We start from the raw sequence: 16,517 nt of genomic DNA, 5'->3' as shown, positions 1-16,517 counted from the left end.
CACCCCGGCCGCTCCGGGGCCCCCCACGCGGGGCCCGCGGGCCCGCCCACGGCCGGCCGGGGCGCCGCCGCGCCCCCCCCCGGGGCCGGGGCGGGCGGGGCGCGGGCGGGCGGACAGGCCGAGCGTTCGTGGGCGAGCGGTGGCGAGAGCGGCCGCCAACTGCCCTCTGCCGCGCAGAAAACGGAGGTGGGCGTCCGTGCACGCCGCGAGGTGGGTTCGGTGGAGGGCACGGACGCGGGCACCGTGGCGCAGCACCGCCGCGGCGGCCGCGCCGCTGGCTTCCGCGACGGTGGCTTCCAGACCGCCGGTTTCCGCGACGGCGGGGGTGGCCCGCATGACGCCGGGCGGCGGGTCGGGCAGGGGGAAGCGGATGTCCGGGGCGTGGGCGGGCACCCGGACGCGCGGACCGTCCGGACCGCTGTCCCGCGGAGATTCCCCGGAGCGGGCCGCGGCCGCGGCCCGCAGTCCCACTCGATGGGCGGGGCCGTCCAACACCGGGACGACGACCTCGGCCGTACGGGCTCCGGGCAGCGGTTCCGCCGGGGCGGCGGGGCGGGGCCGTACCCGGTGGTGGAGGGCGGTGACGGCGGTGGCGACGGCGAGCAGCCCGCAGGCGGCGTGCGCGCTGCCGAACAACTCGGTGACGTCGCACCGGCCTTCCTCCTGGAGGTTCGCGCCGATACGCAGGTCCGCCTCCGCGCCGGGCGGGTCGTCGAGCAGGGCGAGGACGGGGTCGCCGTCGCGTTCGGCGTCCGCCAGGCGCTTGAGGACGAGGACGACGGCGGCGTCGCCGGGCGCCCGGGACAGGCCGAGGCCGTCGAGGGCCGCCGTGTGCACCTCGTCGTGGGACAGGTCGACGGCCCCGACGAGCACCGCGTCGGCCTCGCGGGTACGCAGGGCCCGGGCGGCCAGCCACAGGGCGACGACGCCGGAGGCCTCTTCGCAGGAGACGGTGAAGCCCGGTCCCGCGAGATCGAGTTGGGCGTTGATGCGGTTGGCCACGATGTTCGGCAGGCTGCCGACGGCCGAGGCGGCGCCGACGAGGGCGTGGCAGGCATCCCGGAGCCGGTCGACGGTGCCGGGCGGGGCGGGGAGTCCGGCACGTTCCCACAGGTGGGCGATGCGGCGACGCTGCGGGAAACGAGCGGCGCGGGGGTCGTTGCCCATCCCGACGAGGACGGCGGTGCGCTCGCGCGGGAGGACCAGGCCCGCGGCGGCCTCGCGTGCGGCGTCGAGGGCGAGGATCTGCTGCGGGAGGGTCTCCTCCAGGTCCGCGGGCGGGAAGCACAGTCCGTCGAGGGCGACGGAGACGGTCGTCCGCGGTGCGCGGGCCGGCCGGCCGTTGAGGACGGCGTGGACGAACCCGGCGGTGGTGTCGCCGTCGTCACCGGTGCGGACGGCGAGCGCGACGACGGCGACGGGCTCGTCCGGACGTTCCTCGTCGGCCGGCTGCTCCACAGGGCGGCAGGTGGCGGGCGGCGGGGCGGGAGCCGTCCTCTCGTCCCAGGCGTCGAGGACCACATGGGCGTTGGTGCCGCCGAAACCGAAGGCGCTGACCGCGGCACGGCGTGGCCCGGACCAGTCTTCCGGCTGCGTGAGGAGCCGGAGGGGGTGCCCGCGGAGCGCGGGTGAGGGGATGTCGGCACCGAGGGTCGCGGGGCGCAGGCCCGACGTGAGGGCACCGACGGCCTTCAGCAGACCGGCGGCTCCGGCGGGGGCGAGGAGGTGGCCCACGTTGGACTTGACCGATCCGATGGGCAGCCCGCGATGAGCGGCGAAGAGGCGCCCGGTGGAGGCGATCTCGGCGGCGTCGCCGACGGCGGTGCCGGTGGCGTGGCATTCCAGCAGGCCGACGGTCTCGGGGGCGATGCCCGCCGTGGTGTAGGCGAGGCGCATGGCGTGTTCCTGCCCGGCCGGGTCGGGGCTGAGGAAGCCGGAGCCGCGGCCGTCGTTGCCGAGGCCGATGCCGCGGATGACGGCGAGGACCGGCCGGTCCTGGGCCAGGGCGTCGGCGAGCCGCATGAGGGCGACGAGCGCGGTGCCCTCGGCGGGGACGAGCCCGTCGGCGTCGCGGTGGAAGGGGCGGCTGCGCCCGGTGGGGCTGAGGGCGGACACGGCGGCGAAGCCGCTGTGGACGAGCAGGCTGTCGGCCCCGTTGACGGCGCCGGCGAGCATGAGGCCGGCCGAGCGGTCGTGGAGCCGGTCGCAGGCGAGTTTGACGGCGTAAAGGGCGGAGGCACAGGCGGCGTCGAGGGCGAAGGCGCCGGCGTCGAGACCGAGGGCGCGGGCGGCGAGCAGGGCGGGCAGGCCGGAGCAGAACCGGTCATGGGGGTCGGGCGGCCGCCCGGCGGCCAGCAGGGCGTCGCGGACGGTGGGTTCCTGCCGGCCGGCCCAGACGTGTTCGGCGTGGCGCGTGGCCGCGTCGGAGGGGTGGCAGAGGTTGCCGAGCACGAGTCCCGTGCGGTGCGGGGCCGGCCCGGAGTGACCGGCTTCGCGCAGGGCCTGTCGGCCGGCGTGCAGTACCCACTGGACGAGCGGGTCCAGGCTCAGTACGTCCGCGCTGTCGAGGGCGAATCCGGCGGGGTCGAAGGCGTCCGCGAAGCCGTGGACGTAGCCGCCGGTGTCGCCGGGGAGGTGGTCGTGGCCGTCCGGCGTGGTGGCGGTGACGGCGACGGCGGGCGGCAGCCGCCAGCGGCCGGGCGGCGCGGGGCCGAGGGCGCTGCGCCCGGCGGCGACGTCGTCCCAGAAACGGTCGGGGGTGAGGGCGCCGGGCAGGACGCAGCCGCGTCCGACGATGGCGATCGGTTCGAATCCCATGCGGCTCCTGTTCCCTGCGGTTCCCCTCGTTGCGCGGGCTGTTGGCATCGGTGGCCCGTACTCGGCCCGGCGGTCCTGTCGGGATCCGGTGCGGGGGAACCGCGTGACCGGACCGCGATGCCGGCGGAGCTCTCAGTCGGGGCGCCGGACGAGTTCCACGTCGCGGAGTTCGGCGAAGGGGGTGCCGTCCTCCCCGGTCAGATGCAGATGGCACTGGGCGTGGGCGCCTTCGGCCCACAGGGGGCGGACCTCGCAGTGGACGGGTCCTTGGGCGGGGCCGGGGCAGTGGAGGCGGAAGGCGCCGACGGCCATGGGCAGGGCGGCACCGCCGAGGGCGGTGCTGGCCCAGCGCCCGGCGAGTTGGAGGGCGCCGTCGACGGTGGCGGGGTCGGTGTGCCAGCGGCCGGGGGGCCAGCCGAGGTTGTCGAGGCCGTGCAGGGTGCCGCGGGCGCCGGCCGCGCCGAGGCCGTCGACGGCGACGAGGGAACGCATGAGGGGACCGTGGAAGAGCACGGTGCCGTCGTAGATCTCGTCGGCCCAGGGCGGGAGGTCGGCCGGGACGGGGGCGGGCTCGTCACCGGGCACGGGCGAGTCGGCGAGGTGCAGGCTGCCGCCGTAGTGCAGTCGGCCTCCCGCGCCGCGCAGTTCGACGGTGAGCTGGCCCGGCTCATGGGGATCGGCGACGGCGTGCAGGGTGAAGGCGTCACCACCGTCTTCGAACCCGGTGAGGGTGGCGGGGTGCAGGACGCGGAGGTCCTTCAGAACGGGGTGGTCGGCACCGGGAGCCCAGGCGCGGACGGCTCCGGTGAACCATTCCAGAACCTGGGCCACGGGCAGGACGGGTGTGCCGTCGATGACGTGGTCGGCGATGTGGGGGTGGGTGTGCCGGGCGACGCGGACCTGCGCGGGCTGCGGGACGGTGGCGGCGGGGGGCCCTTCCGCGGCCGCGGTGAGCACGACGCGGGCTTCGTGGCCGGTGGCGGTCAGTTCGCGGACGAACGCGGCGGCACCGGCCTCCATGCCGAGCAGCGGTACACCGGCGGAAGCGAAGCGGTCGGCGAGCGCGGGGACGACCATGCCGCCCGCCCAGGGCCCCCAGGCGAGGGACCGGACGAGGCAGCCGGGGCGTTCGGCGGCCTGGGCCGAGGCGGCCTGGGCGAGGACCTCGTTGGCCATGGCGTAGTCGCTCTGCCCGGGGTTGCCGTGGCAGGCGGTGATGGAGGAGAAGAGACAGATGCTGCGGAGCGGGTCGGCGGCCGTGGCCTCCAGCAGGACGCGCAGCCCTTCGACCTTGGTGCCGAAGACCTGGTCGAAGTCCGTGTCGGTCTTGTCGGGGAGCAGCCGGTCGGCGAGCACACCGGCGCCGTGCACGATGCCGGTGACGGGTCCCCAGTCCGCGCGCACGGCGGTCAGTGCGTCGGCCAGGGCACGGGGGTCGCGGACGTCGACCGGGAAGTAGCGGGCCGGTGAGCCCGCGTCCTCCAGGGCGGCCACGGTGGTCCCGATCTCGCGGACGGCGAGGATGTGCCGGGCGCGCGCGGCGAGTTCGGCCGGGGACATCGAGGGCTCCCGGACGGCGAGGGCGCGGACCAGCCCGGCCTCGTCGGCGGTGTCCGGCAGTCCGGGCTGCTCCTCGTCGAGTTCGGTGCGGCCGAGGAGCACGAAGCGGGGTCGGCGGGCGCGGGCGAGGGCGAGCAGGGCGGCCGCGGTGACGCCCCGGCCGCCGCCGGTGGCCACGATGACGTCCTCGGGCCCCGGTCCCGGCGGTTCGCGACCCGCGTCCTCCGTGGGAAGAGGCGCGGGAACGGACTGCAGGGTGACACGGCTGCCGTCGGCGGGCAGACCGACGTCCAACAGCGGCCCACCGGTGAGGAGTTCGGCGGCGATCGCCTCGGCAACCTCCTCGGGGGCACGGCCCGAGCGCGGGCAGTCGATGGCCTTGACCGCGGCGGCGGGCCACTCCCGGGCCGCGCTACGGGCCAGGGCGGCGAACCCGCCGGACCAGGCACGGGCACCCTGCGCACCGCTCAGGCCGAAGTCACCGCCGGTGTCCTGGACGGTGACGAACACGCCGCCCTCATCGGTGAACCGGGGCGCCACGAGCCGCGCGGCACGGAAGGCCGCGCGCTGGGCCTCCAGCATCTGCTCGACGGAGGCGTCCTGGCGCAGGCCGCCCAGGAGAAGCACGCCGCGCGTGTCGGCGGACAGGGAGTCGGCGCTCCCGACGGCCTCCGCGGCGGCTCCCCGGGCGGTGAGCCGTTCGACGACGAGCTTGGCGAGCCCGGAGCCGCCGTCGACGACGGTCAGCACCTGCTCGGTGAGGCCCGGCATCGCCAGACCGGCGGCGGGGACGGGCACGGCGCGCGGCACGTACCGGGTCGCGCGCTCCGCGGAGACGGCGGGCGCGACCGGTGTGACGGGGTCGGCAGCCGGTGGCGGCGCTTCGTCCGTGGCGGTCGCCCCTGCGGGAGCGTTCCCGGGACGAGCAGGCGGTTCGGGGGCTCGGTGCGGTTCGGCTGCCGGTGCTGCGTCGGCTCCGTCCGTCAGGGCGCGGATCCTCTCGGCGATCTGGCCGAGCGTCTGCAGGGCGACGAGCTCCGCCGGGTCGCCCTGGGGCAGTTCGCCCAGGCGCCGGCGCAGTGCCGCGAGGATCTCGACCTTCTTGATGGAGTCGATGCCGAGGTCGGCTTCGAGCCGCATGTCGGGGCGGAGCATCTCGACCGGGTAGCCGGTGCGTTCGGCGACCACGGAGAGCAGCACCGCCTCGATGTCCACGGTGCCTTCCGGGCGTTGTGGCCCGGCGGGCACCGGCGGTGGGGCGGCGGTGCCCGCCGGTGCCGCGGGCATCTCGAGGGCGGGTGCCGCGAACGGTGGCGCGGTCACCTCCACGGGGGGCGCGGCGACGCGGGGCACGTCCCCGCCGAAGGACTGTGGCACGGCGTCGGCGGGGGTGCCGAGCAGGGCCGCGACGGAGGCCTCGGAGAGCTTGAGGAAGGCCAGGTGGGACTCCGTCATCATGCGCTGGTACGCGGCGTGGGCCTCGGCCGTCTGCCGCTGGGCGTCCTCGACGATCCGTACCAGGGAATCGGGCGCACCCGCCGGGACCGGAGCGGCCACGGAGGCGGGCGCGAGTACCGGAGCGGCCGGGGGGACGGGTGATGCCTCCGCCGGGACGCCCGGCGACGCTCCGGTGACCGGTGCGGTGACCGGTGCGGAGGCGGGCACGGGTGCCGTCTGTGCCGTGGCGCCCGGCGACGGCCCGGCGGCCGGAGCGGGATCCGTGGCCGGTGCGACAGCCGGATCGGAGGCCACACCCGTGCCGTCGGCGGCCTGGGGCGGGTACGTCCTGCCGTGGTTCCCCCCGTCGATCTTCACTGTCATGGTGGTTCGCTGCTCCTGCTCGGGGTCTGCGGGCGGGCGGTAGTGGCGCCAGGCGGGGCCGAAGTCCAGGGGGACACCGTGGACGGCGAGCCGGGCCAGGCCGTCCTGAAGGGCCGTCACCCCGTGCCCGTCGCGGCGGTCGAAGGAGACGGCCAGGTGCGGGCGGTCGCCGAGGATCCGCCCGGTCAGCCGCGTGAGCACGGTGCCGGCGCCCACTTCGGCGAAGACCCGTACCCCGGCCGCGTACATGGCCTCGACCTGGTCCGCGAAGCGCACGGGCGCGGTGAGGTGGTCGGCGAGCCGCACCCGCACGGCTTCGGGGTCGGGCGGGTAGGGAGCGGCATCGGTGTTGGAGTAGGCGTCGATGGCCGGTGCCCGGACGGGCGCGGCGCGCAAGGTCTCCTCGAAGGGCGCGCGGGCACCGGCGACGAGCGGGCTGTGGAAGGCGGCGGCCGCCGGCAGCGGTGTGACGGGGACGCGGGTCCCGTCGAGCCGTGCGGTGACGGCCGCGAGGGCCGGTCCGGTGCCGGACAGGACGGTCTGCCCGGGGCCGTTGTGGTTGGCGATCCAGATCTCGTCGATCCCGGCGACGGCCGCCGCGGTCTCCTCGGGGCCGGCGGCGACGGCGGCCATGCCGCCCGGGGCGTCGGCCGCCGCGTCGTGCATCAGGGCGCCGCGGCGGCGGGCCAGGTGCATGAGGGTGCCGGCGTCGTACGCGCCGGCGGCGTGCAGGGCGGTGAGTTCGCCGAGGCTGTGCCCGGCGGTGCAGGCGGGCCGCAGGCCGTGTTCGCCCAGGACGGCGAGCAGGGCCAGGCTGTGGGCGGCGAGCGCGGGCTGGGCCCAGCGGGTCTCGGTGAGCAGGGCCCGCTGGGCGGTGCGTGCGGCGTCGTCACCGGCGGGCGGGGGGAAGACGACACGGTGCAGGGGCGGCCGGGCGGTCCCGCCGTCCGCGGTGGTCCCCTCCTGGGCGACCGCGTCCCAGACGGACCGGGCGGCCGGTTCGTGCACGGCGAGGTCGGCGCCCATGCCCGGGTACTGGGAGCCCTGGCCGGGGAAGAGGAACGCGACCCCGCCGGGCTCGGACTGCCCGGCGACGTAGTGCAGCACGCCCGGTTCGGTCAGCGGCCGCCTCCCTTCCCCGGACCTGCCGAGGTGCCCGGCGGCCCGGTCGAGGCGTTCGGCGAGCTCGCCGACATCGGCGGCGATCACCGCCAGACGCAGGGGCTCCTCGGCGCGGAACGCCTCCTGGGTACGGCGGGCCAGGTCGGCCAGCCGGAACTCGCCGTCGGCGCCGTCGGCCGCCGCGGCGCGGACGGCGGCGACACGCTCGCCCAGCTCTTCGGCGGTCGCGCCGCTGAGCAGCACGAGTTCGGTGGGCGCGGTACGGACCCGGGGCGGCGGGGTGTGCGGGTCCCCGGGCGGCGGCGTGTGTTCCTCCAGCGTGACGTGGAAGTTGCTGCCGCCGAAGCCGAAGCTGGAGACGGCGGCCCGGCGGGGGTGTCCGGCGGGCCGGATCCAGGGGCGGGCCGCGGTGTTGAGGTAGAAGGGGCTGGTCTCGACGCGCAGGTCTGGGTGGGGGCGGTCGGCCTTGATGGTGGGCGGGAGCACCTTGTGGTGCAGGGCGAGTACGGCCTTGAGCAGCCCGACGGCGCCGGCCGCGCATTTGGTGTGCCCGACCTGGGACTTGACCGAACCGAGGGCGCACCACTGGGTGCCGGGGCGTCCCTCGGCCTCGTAGACCTCGCGCAGGGCGGTGAACTCGGCCTGGTCGCCGGCCCGGGTGCCGGTGCCGTGCGCCTCGACGAGCCCGACGGTGCCGGGCCCGTAACCCGCGTCGGCGTAGGCGCGGCGCAGAGCACGGGCCTGGCCCTCGGCGAGGGGCGCGTAAATGGCGGTGCCGTGCCCGTCGGAGGAGGTCCCGAGGCCGCGGATGACGGCGTAGACGGGGTCGCCGTCGCGCTCGGCGTCGGCCAGCCGTTTGAGGGCGAAGAGGGCGAGGGCCTCGCCGAGCATGGTGCCGTCGGCGTCCTCGGCGAAGGGACGGCAGTCGTCGGTCGGGGACAGGGCGGGGGTGGTGGTGAAACAGCGGAAGGTGCCGATGTCGTTGGAGGCGTCCACTCCTCCGGTGAGCACCAGGTCCGCGCGTCCCAGGGCGAGCTCGTCGAGCGCGCAGGAGAGGGCGGCGAGGGAGCTGGCACAGGCGGCGTCGGTGGTGTGGTTGGTGCCGTGCAGGTCGAAGCGGTTGGCGATGCGTCCGGCGACGACGTTGCCGAGACCGCCGGGGAAGCTCATCTCGTCGGGTACGGGGTAGCGGGCGGCGATGGCGTCGCAGAGCTCCTGCGCCTGGTGTTCGGGCAGACCGTGGTCGCGCAGGGCGCTCAGCCAGAGGGGCCGGTGGTTGCGGTGGCCGGCCTGGGTGAGCATCTCCAGGACGGCGCTGCCGATGATGACGGAGACCTTGTCGCGGTCGAGGGCCTCGGCGCCGCGGCCGCCGGTGGCGTCCCGCAGGACCTGGTCGGCGACCATCAGGGCGAGCAGTTGCGCGGTGTCGGTGGAGGCGATGGCGGAGGGCGGGATGCCGTGGGCGAGGGGGTCGAAGTCGACCTGGGGCAGGAAGGCGCCACGCCGGACGTAGACCTTGTCGGGGGTGCCGGGGACGGGGTGGTAGTAGTCGTCGACGAGCCAGCGCGAGGGCGGGACGCCGGTCATGGCGTCGTGGCGGCCGAGGATCAGGCGCCAGCTCTGCTCGACGTCGCGGGCGTCCGGGAGGAGGGCGCCGAGGCCGATGACGGCGACGGGCACCCGGCCGGCGGGTGGGATGTCGGGCATGCTCGGCTCCTGACGGGTTCGCGGCGCCCAGGGTCCTAGGTGAGCGGGCGTGGAGGGAAGTCGAAGGCGGCGGGGGGCAACGCGACGCCGTAGCCGCGCAGTTGGTGGGCACGGGTGAGGACGGCGGCGCCCTCGAGGAGATTGCGGGCGATCTGGACGACGGTGCGCCGGGCCGGGTCGGCGAGGAAGCTGTCCGCCGTCCAGCGGTTGAAGGCGCCCATCGCGGGGCCGCACCAGATCTGGTAGTCGGCGCGGCGTGCGGTGTGGCCGTCGATGGCCCAGCGGCTGGAGCGGCCGAGGTACCAGCGGAAGACGAGAGCCATGCGGTGCCGGGGGTCCGACTCGGCGCGGGCCGCCTGGCCGGGGTCGCGGTCCTGCCAGAAGCGGCGGGTCTCGGCCCAGACGGTGTCGAACGGGTCCTGGAGGATGTCGCGTTCGACGGTGGCGCGGTCCCGCTCGGGGACGGCGTCCCAGGAGGCGTGGTCACGGTAGAGCTCGTAGAGGCGGTTGGCGCGGCCGGCGAAGAGCGTGCCGCGGCGCAGCACCTGGAGTCTGATGCCGAGTTCGAACATGTCGGCGGCCGGGGCCATGGCGACGTCGGCGACGTCGGCCGCGGCGAGCAGCGCCCGCGCGTCGTCGGAGAGTCCGGATTCGACGGCGGCCTGGTTGACGGAGCCGGTCAGGACGTAGGCGGCGCCGAGGGCGAAGGCGGCGGCCACGGCGGCGGGGGTGCCGAGGCCACCCGCCGCGCCGATCCGGACGGGGCGTTCGTAGCCGTGGGCGCGGGCGAGGGAGTCGCGCAGGGCGAGGACCGCGGGGAGCAGGACGGTGAGGGGGCGGTTGTCGGTGTGGCCGCCGCTGTCGGCCTCGACGGTGATGTCCTCGGCGACGGGTACGCGCGCGGCCAGCCGGGCCTCGGCCTCGGTGAGGCGGCCGTCGGTGACGAGCCCGCGGAGCAGGGTGTCGGGGGCCGGGGACAGGAAGGCGCTCGCGACCTCGGGGCGGGAGACCTTGGCGAAGACACGGGTGCGGCGCTGGACGCGGCCGTGGGCGTCGAGCCCCAGCCCGGTGGCGGAGAGGCGTACGACGGCGGGGGTGAGCTCCCTGAACGCCGAGGCGGAGACGGCGGGCACCCGGTGCCGGAGCAGGAGGTCGGCGACACGGTCCTCCAGGCCGGGCTCGGCCGGGGAGTGGATGAGGTTGACACCCCAGTTGGGGCGGTCGCCGAGCCGGGTGGTGAGCTCGTGGACGGCGCGTTCGACGCGGTCGGTGTCCAGTCCGGCGGCGCCGAAGAAGCCGAGGAGTCCGGCTTCGGCGAGGGCGGTCACCATGCCGGTGGTGGCGATGCCGTTGGCCATCTCCCCGGCGATGTAGGGGAACTCGGTGCCGTGGGTCTCGGCGAAGGAGCGGTCGCCGAGCCACTCGGGGCGGAGCGGGGGCAGGGTGCCCAGGAGAGGGACGCCGGTCCGTCCGGCGGCGGGGGCGGCGGAGCCGCCGAGGGCGAGGCCGACACGCCCGTCCGGGGCGGCGACCAGGTGGGCGGGCTCCCCGACGCGGGCGACGAACGGCAGGACGTCGGCGGCGGCATAGGCGGGGGGCCGGTCGCCCGGGTACCAGAGGGCGCCCGGTCCGGGGTGGTCCGGGCGGGAGAGCGTGGGCTCCTGGCGCGGGCGGCGGGGTGCGGGGTCGGTTCCGGCGAGGAGGTAGGGGAGGTCGATGTCGGGAGGCGGGGGCAGGGGGCCGAGCAGCCGACGGGCCGCGGTGTCGTCGAAGCGCCGCCGGTGGTGCAGATAGGGGGTGAAGCCCGGGTAGAAGTCGGTCGCCCGCTCCAGCTCCGTGGCGTCGTGGACCGTGCCTTCCTGGAGCTCCAGGCGCACCGGGAAGAAGCGTTCGAGGAGGTGGACCAGTACGGCCATGGGGGTGTCCCGGGGGTGGACGACGTGGAAGGTCGACACCCCCGGGCCGTGGCAGCGCTCGGCGAGCAGCGCCATCGCCTCGGCGGCCCAGTCCACCGGCAGGAGGTTGAGGTGCCCGTCACCGCGGCCGGCCAGGCGGACGAGCGGGCGTTCCCCGGGCGGCGGGCCGAGGCCGGTCGTGGCGGCCGCCTCCTCGCCGGACCGGGCGACGTCGCCGAGGGTCTGCAGCGTGTGGCTGGGCAGGTCCTCGCGCGGCGGCCGGTCGCTGACCAGGATGCTGGGGCGGAGGATGACGGCGGGCCGGTGGTGGCGCCGGGCCCAGGCGTGGACGAGCAGTTCGGCCTCGTACTTGGACTGTTCGTAGGCGTTCTCGAAGCCGTGCTCGTCGGTGAGGTCGCGCTCGTAGGCGACGCCGTCGCGGCGGGATCCGGCGACGAAGGCGGTACTGACGTGGTACAGGCGCGGGGAGCGCCGGCCGGCGCCGACGAGTTCCAGGATGTGCCGGATGCCCTGCACATTGACGTTGCGCAGGCTCGCGAGGTCGGCGTTGAGCCGGATGTCACCGGCACAGTGCCAGACGGCGTCCACCCGGTCGGCCAGGTCCCGGAAGCGGGCGGACGAGAGCCCCAGGCGAGGCAGGGAGACATCGGTCTCCACGACCCGGACACGCCCGCGGAGGCGGTGGAGCAGGGCGTCGGGGGTCCGCAGCGAGGCCAGGACAGTGGCGAGGTGGTCCTCGACACCGCGGGGCCGGGAGCGGGCCAGCACGGTGACCTCCGCGCCGCGGCGCAGGAACTGCACCAGCAGCCGGCTGCCGAGGAATCCGGTGGCACCCGTCAGTGCGATATGCATGGCCCAGCGCTCCAGAGGGAGGAGGAATTCGCGGCGGGAAGTGTTCCGGCCCTCGCTCGCAGCAGCTCCCGCTCACGCCACACACATGAACATATACGGCAGATCTCCAAGATTTTCAGGTCCGTGATGCGGCGTGGTGACGCTTACGGGACGGGGCCGGCCAGCGTTCGGGCGGCCGAGCGGCCAGGCGGAGCCTGTGGGCCGGACGAGTGGCCGCCGCCGACTCACCCGCCACAACGTTGCCGTGCCCGGGGCCGCGCTCGACCATGCGGGCATGAACGAGTGTGAGGTGTGCGGCAACGAATACGCCATGGCGTTCGTCGTGGAGGCGCAAGGCGCACGGCACGTCTTCGATTCCTTCGAATGCGCCATCCACCGCATGGCCCCCATCTGCGAGCACTGCGGGTGCCGGGTCATCGGGCACGGCGTGGAGGCCGACGGGCGTTTTTTCTGCGGGGCGCACTGCGCCGGCAAGGAAGGCGCCAAGGGACTCGTCGACCACGTCTGACGACCTCGTGCGGCGTGGCCCGTGCACGGCTGGGTGGAGGACCAGGTGTGGACCGCCGCGAGGGTGGCCACGCTGACCGGCAGGAAATTCCACGTCTCCTACAGCATCTCCGGGGCCACAAGGCTGATGCGCCGCCTCGGCTTCAGCCCGCAGGTTCCCGCACGCAGGGTGGCCGAGCGCGACGAGCAGGCCGTCACCGTGTGGAAGGAGGCGACCTGGGCCGAGGTAAAAGAGCCCGGGCGTGCTGCGCGCGCTCCTGGGCGAGCGTGTCGCGCGCTGGCGGTTGTTGGAGCGGTGGACGCGGATGGCTTCCGTGCCGAAGACGTCCGTGGGCAAGTTCGACAAGAAAGTGTTGCGGCGGCTGGATGAGAGACCGCGGTCGCGACTCCGGGCCCGGCTCTGGCCGGGCCCGGAGCGGTGAAGCGATGCGTGCGGTGTTCCCGGCGGCGGGAATTCCGCGATCGGGGATCAGATCCCGGTTGTCGACTTGATCCAGTCGCGCTTGCTGATGACGTCGTCGGGCATCGCGGTGCAGTGGACCCGGTCGTCGTTGACCGGGAAATCCCAGTCCGTCCCGATCAGCTTCCACGTGCCGTTGTAGTTGTGGAGGAACGGGGCGCCGTAGTCGCCGGCACCCAGGCACCCTCCGGATTTGCAGCCGGCCGCCGTAAACACGGGGTAGGTGCCCTCCGGGTCCGTTTGGAATCCCGTGATTTTCATGTCGATCTTGTTCAGGGACGACCGGTCCCAGCCGTAGACGGTGTCCGTGTCCCCGACAGCCGGAGGTGTGTCGGACTTGTCGGGGAGCACGATGTACCCGTTCGCCGCCGGGTCGGATTGCGGCCCCGTAGGAGCCGGGATCGACTGGGCGATGTGAAACGCCGCGAAGTCGGAGTTGCCGTCGTTGTACGCGGCGTCGACGCTGTAGGTCGTACCGTCCCCGCGATCGATCGTGATGGGGTACTTCGACAGATCGGCGAAATTGCACCCCGATGCGCTCAACACCCAGTGCGGGCCGATGAGCGCGCCGGTGCAGTCGAAGTTGTCGGGTGGATCACTGACATGGAGGTGGACCGCGGAGGAGGGCGTCTGGGCGGGGGTGCCACCGCTGATCGCGAAGGCGTCGGCATTGTTCACGGCGCACAGCGCGACGGCGGCGCCCACCGCTGCGGTGGCGGTCAGGATCTTGGACATGGTGTTTGCTCCTGGTTCTGGGAACTCACCGATGAGACCAGCCTTGTGCGTGGGCACTTCCACAGAGGCGATGAGCGTGGCCGGGGCTACGGCAGGCTTACGGGAGCACAGTCCACTTCTGGGTGGTGGACTGGGTGCTCGGGACGACCACCACTGTTGATCCGGCTGCCCAAGTGCCGCAGGTGTCCAGCACGCTGTGGCTCTGAACGCCGTGCATGTCGGTGACCGTGACCGCGCTGGTGATGGTCATCGCGCCGTTCGAGTCCTGGGTGACCTGCCACTCCTGCTGGGGGGTGATGTTGCTCGTGTCCCTGTGGGTCAGAGTGGCCGGACCCCCGGTGTAGGTGGGGGCGGTCAGCGCGAGGGACGGGTCGCAGCTGTCCTGGATGTTCGCGGTGCCGTCCGGGTCCAGGAAGAACTTCCACTGCTCTGAAGCGTGGCTCGCATCGTAGATGTTGATGTCGGCATAGCCGGTCTGGCTGGAGCACTGGCCTTCCACCTCAAGTGCCAGGCGGTTGCCATTGCTTGTGGTGCCACCGTTGGTGATGCTGTGGTATTGGCCGTCGCCGACGATGGACGTCGGAGAAGCCGCGGAGCGGCGGGCACCGGTCTGGGACGGTGAACCGCCGACAGTTTTCGACCGTTGAATCGCGGTTGCAGCCGGGATGGATGAGGCTGCGGTGGGCCGCAGTTCAGCGGCCTGGGCGCCTTGAGCGGCGACCAGCAAACCGACGGTGAACACCGCCGGAAAGGCTCGAAGTCCTTGACCGGCGACATAGCTGAACATGATGTGCCTTTCTGCGGGGGAGAGGCAAAAACGGCGGTGCGCGACAGGAGGTGAGGCTCCCTGTTGCCTGTCCGGCAAGTGGCAACCGAATGTCACGGTGCCGTGAGAAATCCCTGCCTGCCAGGGCATGTTGGCTTCCGTAGAGCGTTTTCCTTGTGGCGGCGGGGATGGGCTGCCGAACCTTGGGAAAGCGTCAGCGCAGCGGGGCCCCGGAATGGCCACTGTGACGAGCCTAGGCTCTGCTCGTGCTCATCATGAGGCGCATGACTGGGCCCCTTCCGTCGAGCAGCACCCCTGTTCGGGGGAGTGGAGCCAGGACAGCATGGCTCGTTGAATCTCGGATAGAGAGCCCACACGCAGTTCACTCGCATGGAGGTTAAATGTGATGAATGCGGGGTGCTATCAAACCCATCCATGTGCCGCCATCGGAGTTGGCTGCCGGGAATCCAATGAGCGGAGGTAACCTCATATGAGCTGTGATTCCAGCCCAGTTGAGAGGTTCACCGACTCGAAGCGCTGGGTGTCGATCCCGCCTTTCTTCGCAGCGCGCCTGGCGTTCCGGTGCCTCGGTGCGGATCACGCGAACGGAATGATTCGTTCCTCGATGCCGAGCAGGACCTTTTCAACAAACCAAGGCATCCTCAAATCCGATGCTCCGGGTTGAGGAACAGGCGCTCATCTTGTTCTTTATGGTCCGAGTCGATTTCGTTCGGTGATGCTTTCTGGTCGTTTCGCGGTCTTGTCCACGCCGTAGTGGGTGGCGGGTCGCCGGTTCTTCGAGCCTAGCGGCCTTCCAGGGACAGGAGCTGAGGGTTTGGGTGCACGGGCCGGACAGTGCAGAGCCTGTCGCACAACTCCCCACCTCGGGGCTGTCAACAGGGTGCCGGCGTTCGATTCTCATGCCCGGTGAGTCGGTGGAACCTCGGGGTATGGGGGTCAACTTCGTTGTGAGTGACCGTGATCGCGCGTTCGTACTTCCGCAGGACATCCGGGAGTGGCTGCCGCCGGAGCATCTGTGCTGGAAGGTGCTGGAGGTGGTCGGTGAGATGGACCTGTCGGCGTTCGTGTCCGGGTACCGCAGGGACGGCCAGGGTCATGCGGCCTACCCGCCCGCGATGCTGCTGGCCCTGGTCCTCTACTGCTACAGCAAGGGGCTCCGCTCCTCGCGCGGGATCGAGGCTGCCTGCCTCGATGGCATCGGATGCCGGATCATCATGGCGAATCACCGCGTCGACCACTCCACGGTCGCGTGTTTCATCCGCCGCCATCATCTGTCGCTGAGGGACCTGTTCGTCCAGATCCTTGCGCTGTGCGATCGGCGGGGCCTGGCGGACCTCACGGCGGTGTCGGTGGACGGCTCCCCGATGAAAGCGAACGCGTCCCGCTTCTCCAACCACTCGCTGAGGACACCGGAGAGGGGCATGTCCCACCAGGAAGCGGACATGGCCGCGCCGGGTGTGCAGCGCGTCGACGGTCACAGCGGCGGTTCCGGCGGGGTCAGTGCCGAGCGGGTCCGCGAGTCCGCCAGGGCAGGCGGCGTTCAGCAGCCGGCGGATCGTCGCCGCGCTCGGCGCGACACGGATACCGAACACGCCGGCGGTGCGGGCTCCGAGCCGGGCCAGGGCGTCCTGCGGGGCCGCCTTCGCCCACTGCCCGATTGCCGCGAACGAGCGTGCCCGGCGAGTACGGCCGAGCAGGCGACCAGCAGCACGCTCACGAACGGGTGGCGCTTTCCCGGCCGGTGCCGCGGGTCGGGAAGCGTGACCAGCCGGGACGGCAGATCACCGACCGCACGGTGCCGACGGGGGCGACTTCGCCAGGCAGACACTGGCAGACTGACGACACATCGAAGTTCCGGTATGGCAGGGCGACTTGATCGGTCACCTGCTCCAACCGGACGAGACACGGCCATCGGCAGTCGTCACACCACCGTGACCTGCAACTTCTCGCCACCAGCCGGACTTTGCAACAGCCCTGACGTTACGGGCTCGTCGTCGAGGAGTGCCGGCTGTAATGACGGCTCCGCAATATGGCCCGGAACGGCACCGGGATCACATGGCCCCATGCGCATGATGCGTTGAAGGGGATTGCCGCGCCGTCATTTCTAATAACAGGCCCCATGCGCGCGCTCGCCTCCGGAGAGTCGCCGCGCCGTCACTACGTGACGGTTCGCTGACGCGTTGCTCCGCAACGCACAAGAAGCAGCCCTTCCCAGCTCATCCTTGGAGAGAGG

At 73.3% G+C, this 16,517-nt stretch carries 7 protein-coding genes and 3 pseudogenes; 3 read left to right on the top strand and 7 right to left on the bottom strand.

Annotation, left to right across the window (positions count from 1 at the left end; translation table 11 throughout):
* The 4 genes and pseudogenes from ACWD4A_RS28085 to ACWD4A_RS28070 all read right to left on the bottom strand — a co-directional run.
* Window positions 1–2,817: beta-ketoacyl synthase N-terminal-like domain-containing protein (locus ACWD4A_RS28085; RefSeq protein ID WP_451198170.1), on the bottom strand; the 2,817-nt coding region annotated here is incomplete at its 3' end.
* A 132-nt stretch (window positions 2,818–2,949) separates the two neighbouring features.
* On the bottom strand, window positions 2,950–9,027 hold the full coding sequence (locus ACWD4A_RS28080) for an SDR family oxidoreductase (RefSeq protein ID WP_451198168.1): 6,078 nt from the start codon (window positions 9,025–9,027) through the stop codon (window positions 2,950–2,952).
* A gap of 35 nt (window positions 9,028–9,062) precedes the next feature.
* Window positions 9,063–10,598, bottom strand: a complete 1,536-nt coding sequence (locus ACWD4A_RS28075; RefSeq protein WP_451198173.1) for a PfaD family polyunsaturated fatty acid/polyketide biosynthesis protein — start codon at window positions 10,596–10,598, stop codon at window positions 9,063–9,065.
* A 432-nt stretch (window positions 10,599–11,030) separates the two neighbouring features.
* Window positions 11,031–11,795 (bottom strand): annotated as a pseudogene (locus ACWD4A_RS28070) (SDR family oxidoreductase); the annotation flags it as partial.
* A 274-nt stretch (window positions 11,796–12,069) separates the two neighbouring features.
* Here ACWD4A_RS28070 and ACWD4A_RS28065 point away from each other — a divergent pair.
* Window positions 12,070–12,303 carry a hypothetical protein gene (locus tag ACWD4A_RS28065; RefSeq protein WP_451198166.1) on the top strand — a complete coding sequence of 78 codons (234 nt, stop codon included), beginning with the start codon at window positions 12,070–12,072 and terminating at the stop codon, window positions 12,301–12,303.
* 24 nt (window positions 12,304–12,327) lie between these two features.
* A pseudogene (locus ACWD4A_RS28060) lies at window positions 12,328–12,552 on the top strand (helix-turn-helix domain-containing protein); the annotation flags it as partial.
* A gap of 219 nt (window positions 12,553–12,771) precedes the next feature.
* Here ACWD4A_RS28060 and ACWD4A_RS28055 read toward each other — a convergent pair.
* The 3 genes and pseudogenes from ACWD4A_RS28055 to ACWD4A_RS28045 form a co-directional block, all read right to left on the bottom strand.
* The gene (locus ACWD4A_RS28055) at window positions 12,772–13,497 is read right to left on the bottom strand and encodes a trypsin-like serine protease (RefSeq protein WP_451198164.1); all 726 of its coding nucleotides are present in this window, start codon (window positions 13,495–13,497) and stop codon (window positions 12,772–12,774) included.
* A gap of 97 nt (window positions 13,498–13,594) precedes the next feature.
* Window positions 13,595–14,284, bottom strand: coding sequence for an RICIN domain-containing protein (locus ACWD4A_RS28050; RefSeq protein ID WP_451198163.1), 690 nt, complete (start codon window positions 14,282–14,284; stop codon window positions 13,595–13,597).
* A gap of 687 nt (window positions 14,285–14,971) precedes the next feature.
* Window positions 14,972–15,136, bottom strand: a pseudogene (locus ACWD4A_RS28045) (NF041680 family putative transposase); the annotation flags it as partial.
* A 77-nt stretch (window positions 15,137–15,213) separates the two neighbouring features.
* Between ACWD4A_RS28045 and ACWD4A_RS28040 the strand changes: the two are divergent.
* Window positions 15,214–16,365, top strand: a complete 1,152-nt coding sequence (locus ACWD4A_RS28040) for a transposase (protein WP_451198162.1) — start codon at window positions 15,214–15,216, stop codon at window positions 16,363–16,365.
* Window positions 16,366–16,517: the final 152 nt, after the last annotated feature.

The sequence above is a fragment of the Streptomyces sp. NPDC002537 genome (genome assembly GCF_053594975.1).
The sequence above is the reverse complement of the archived record's forward strand: the minus strand, read 5'-3'. Positions and strand labels throughout refer to the sequence as shown.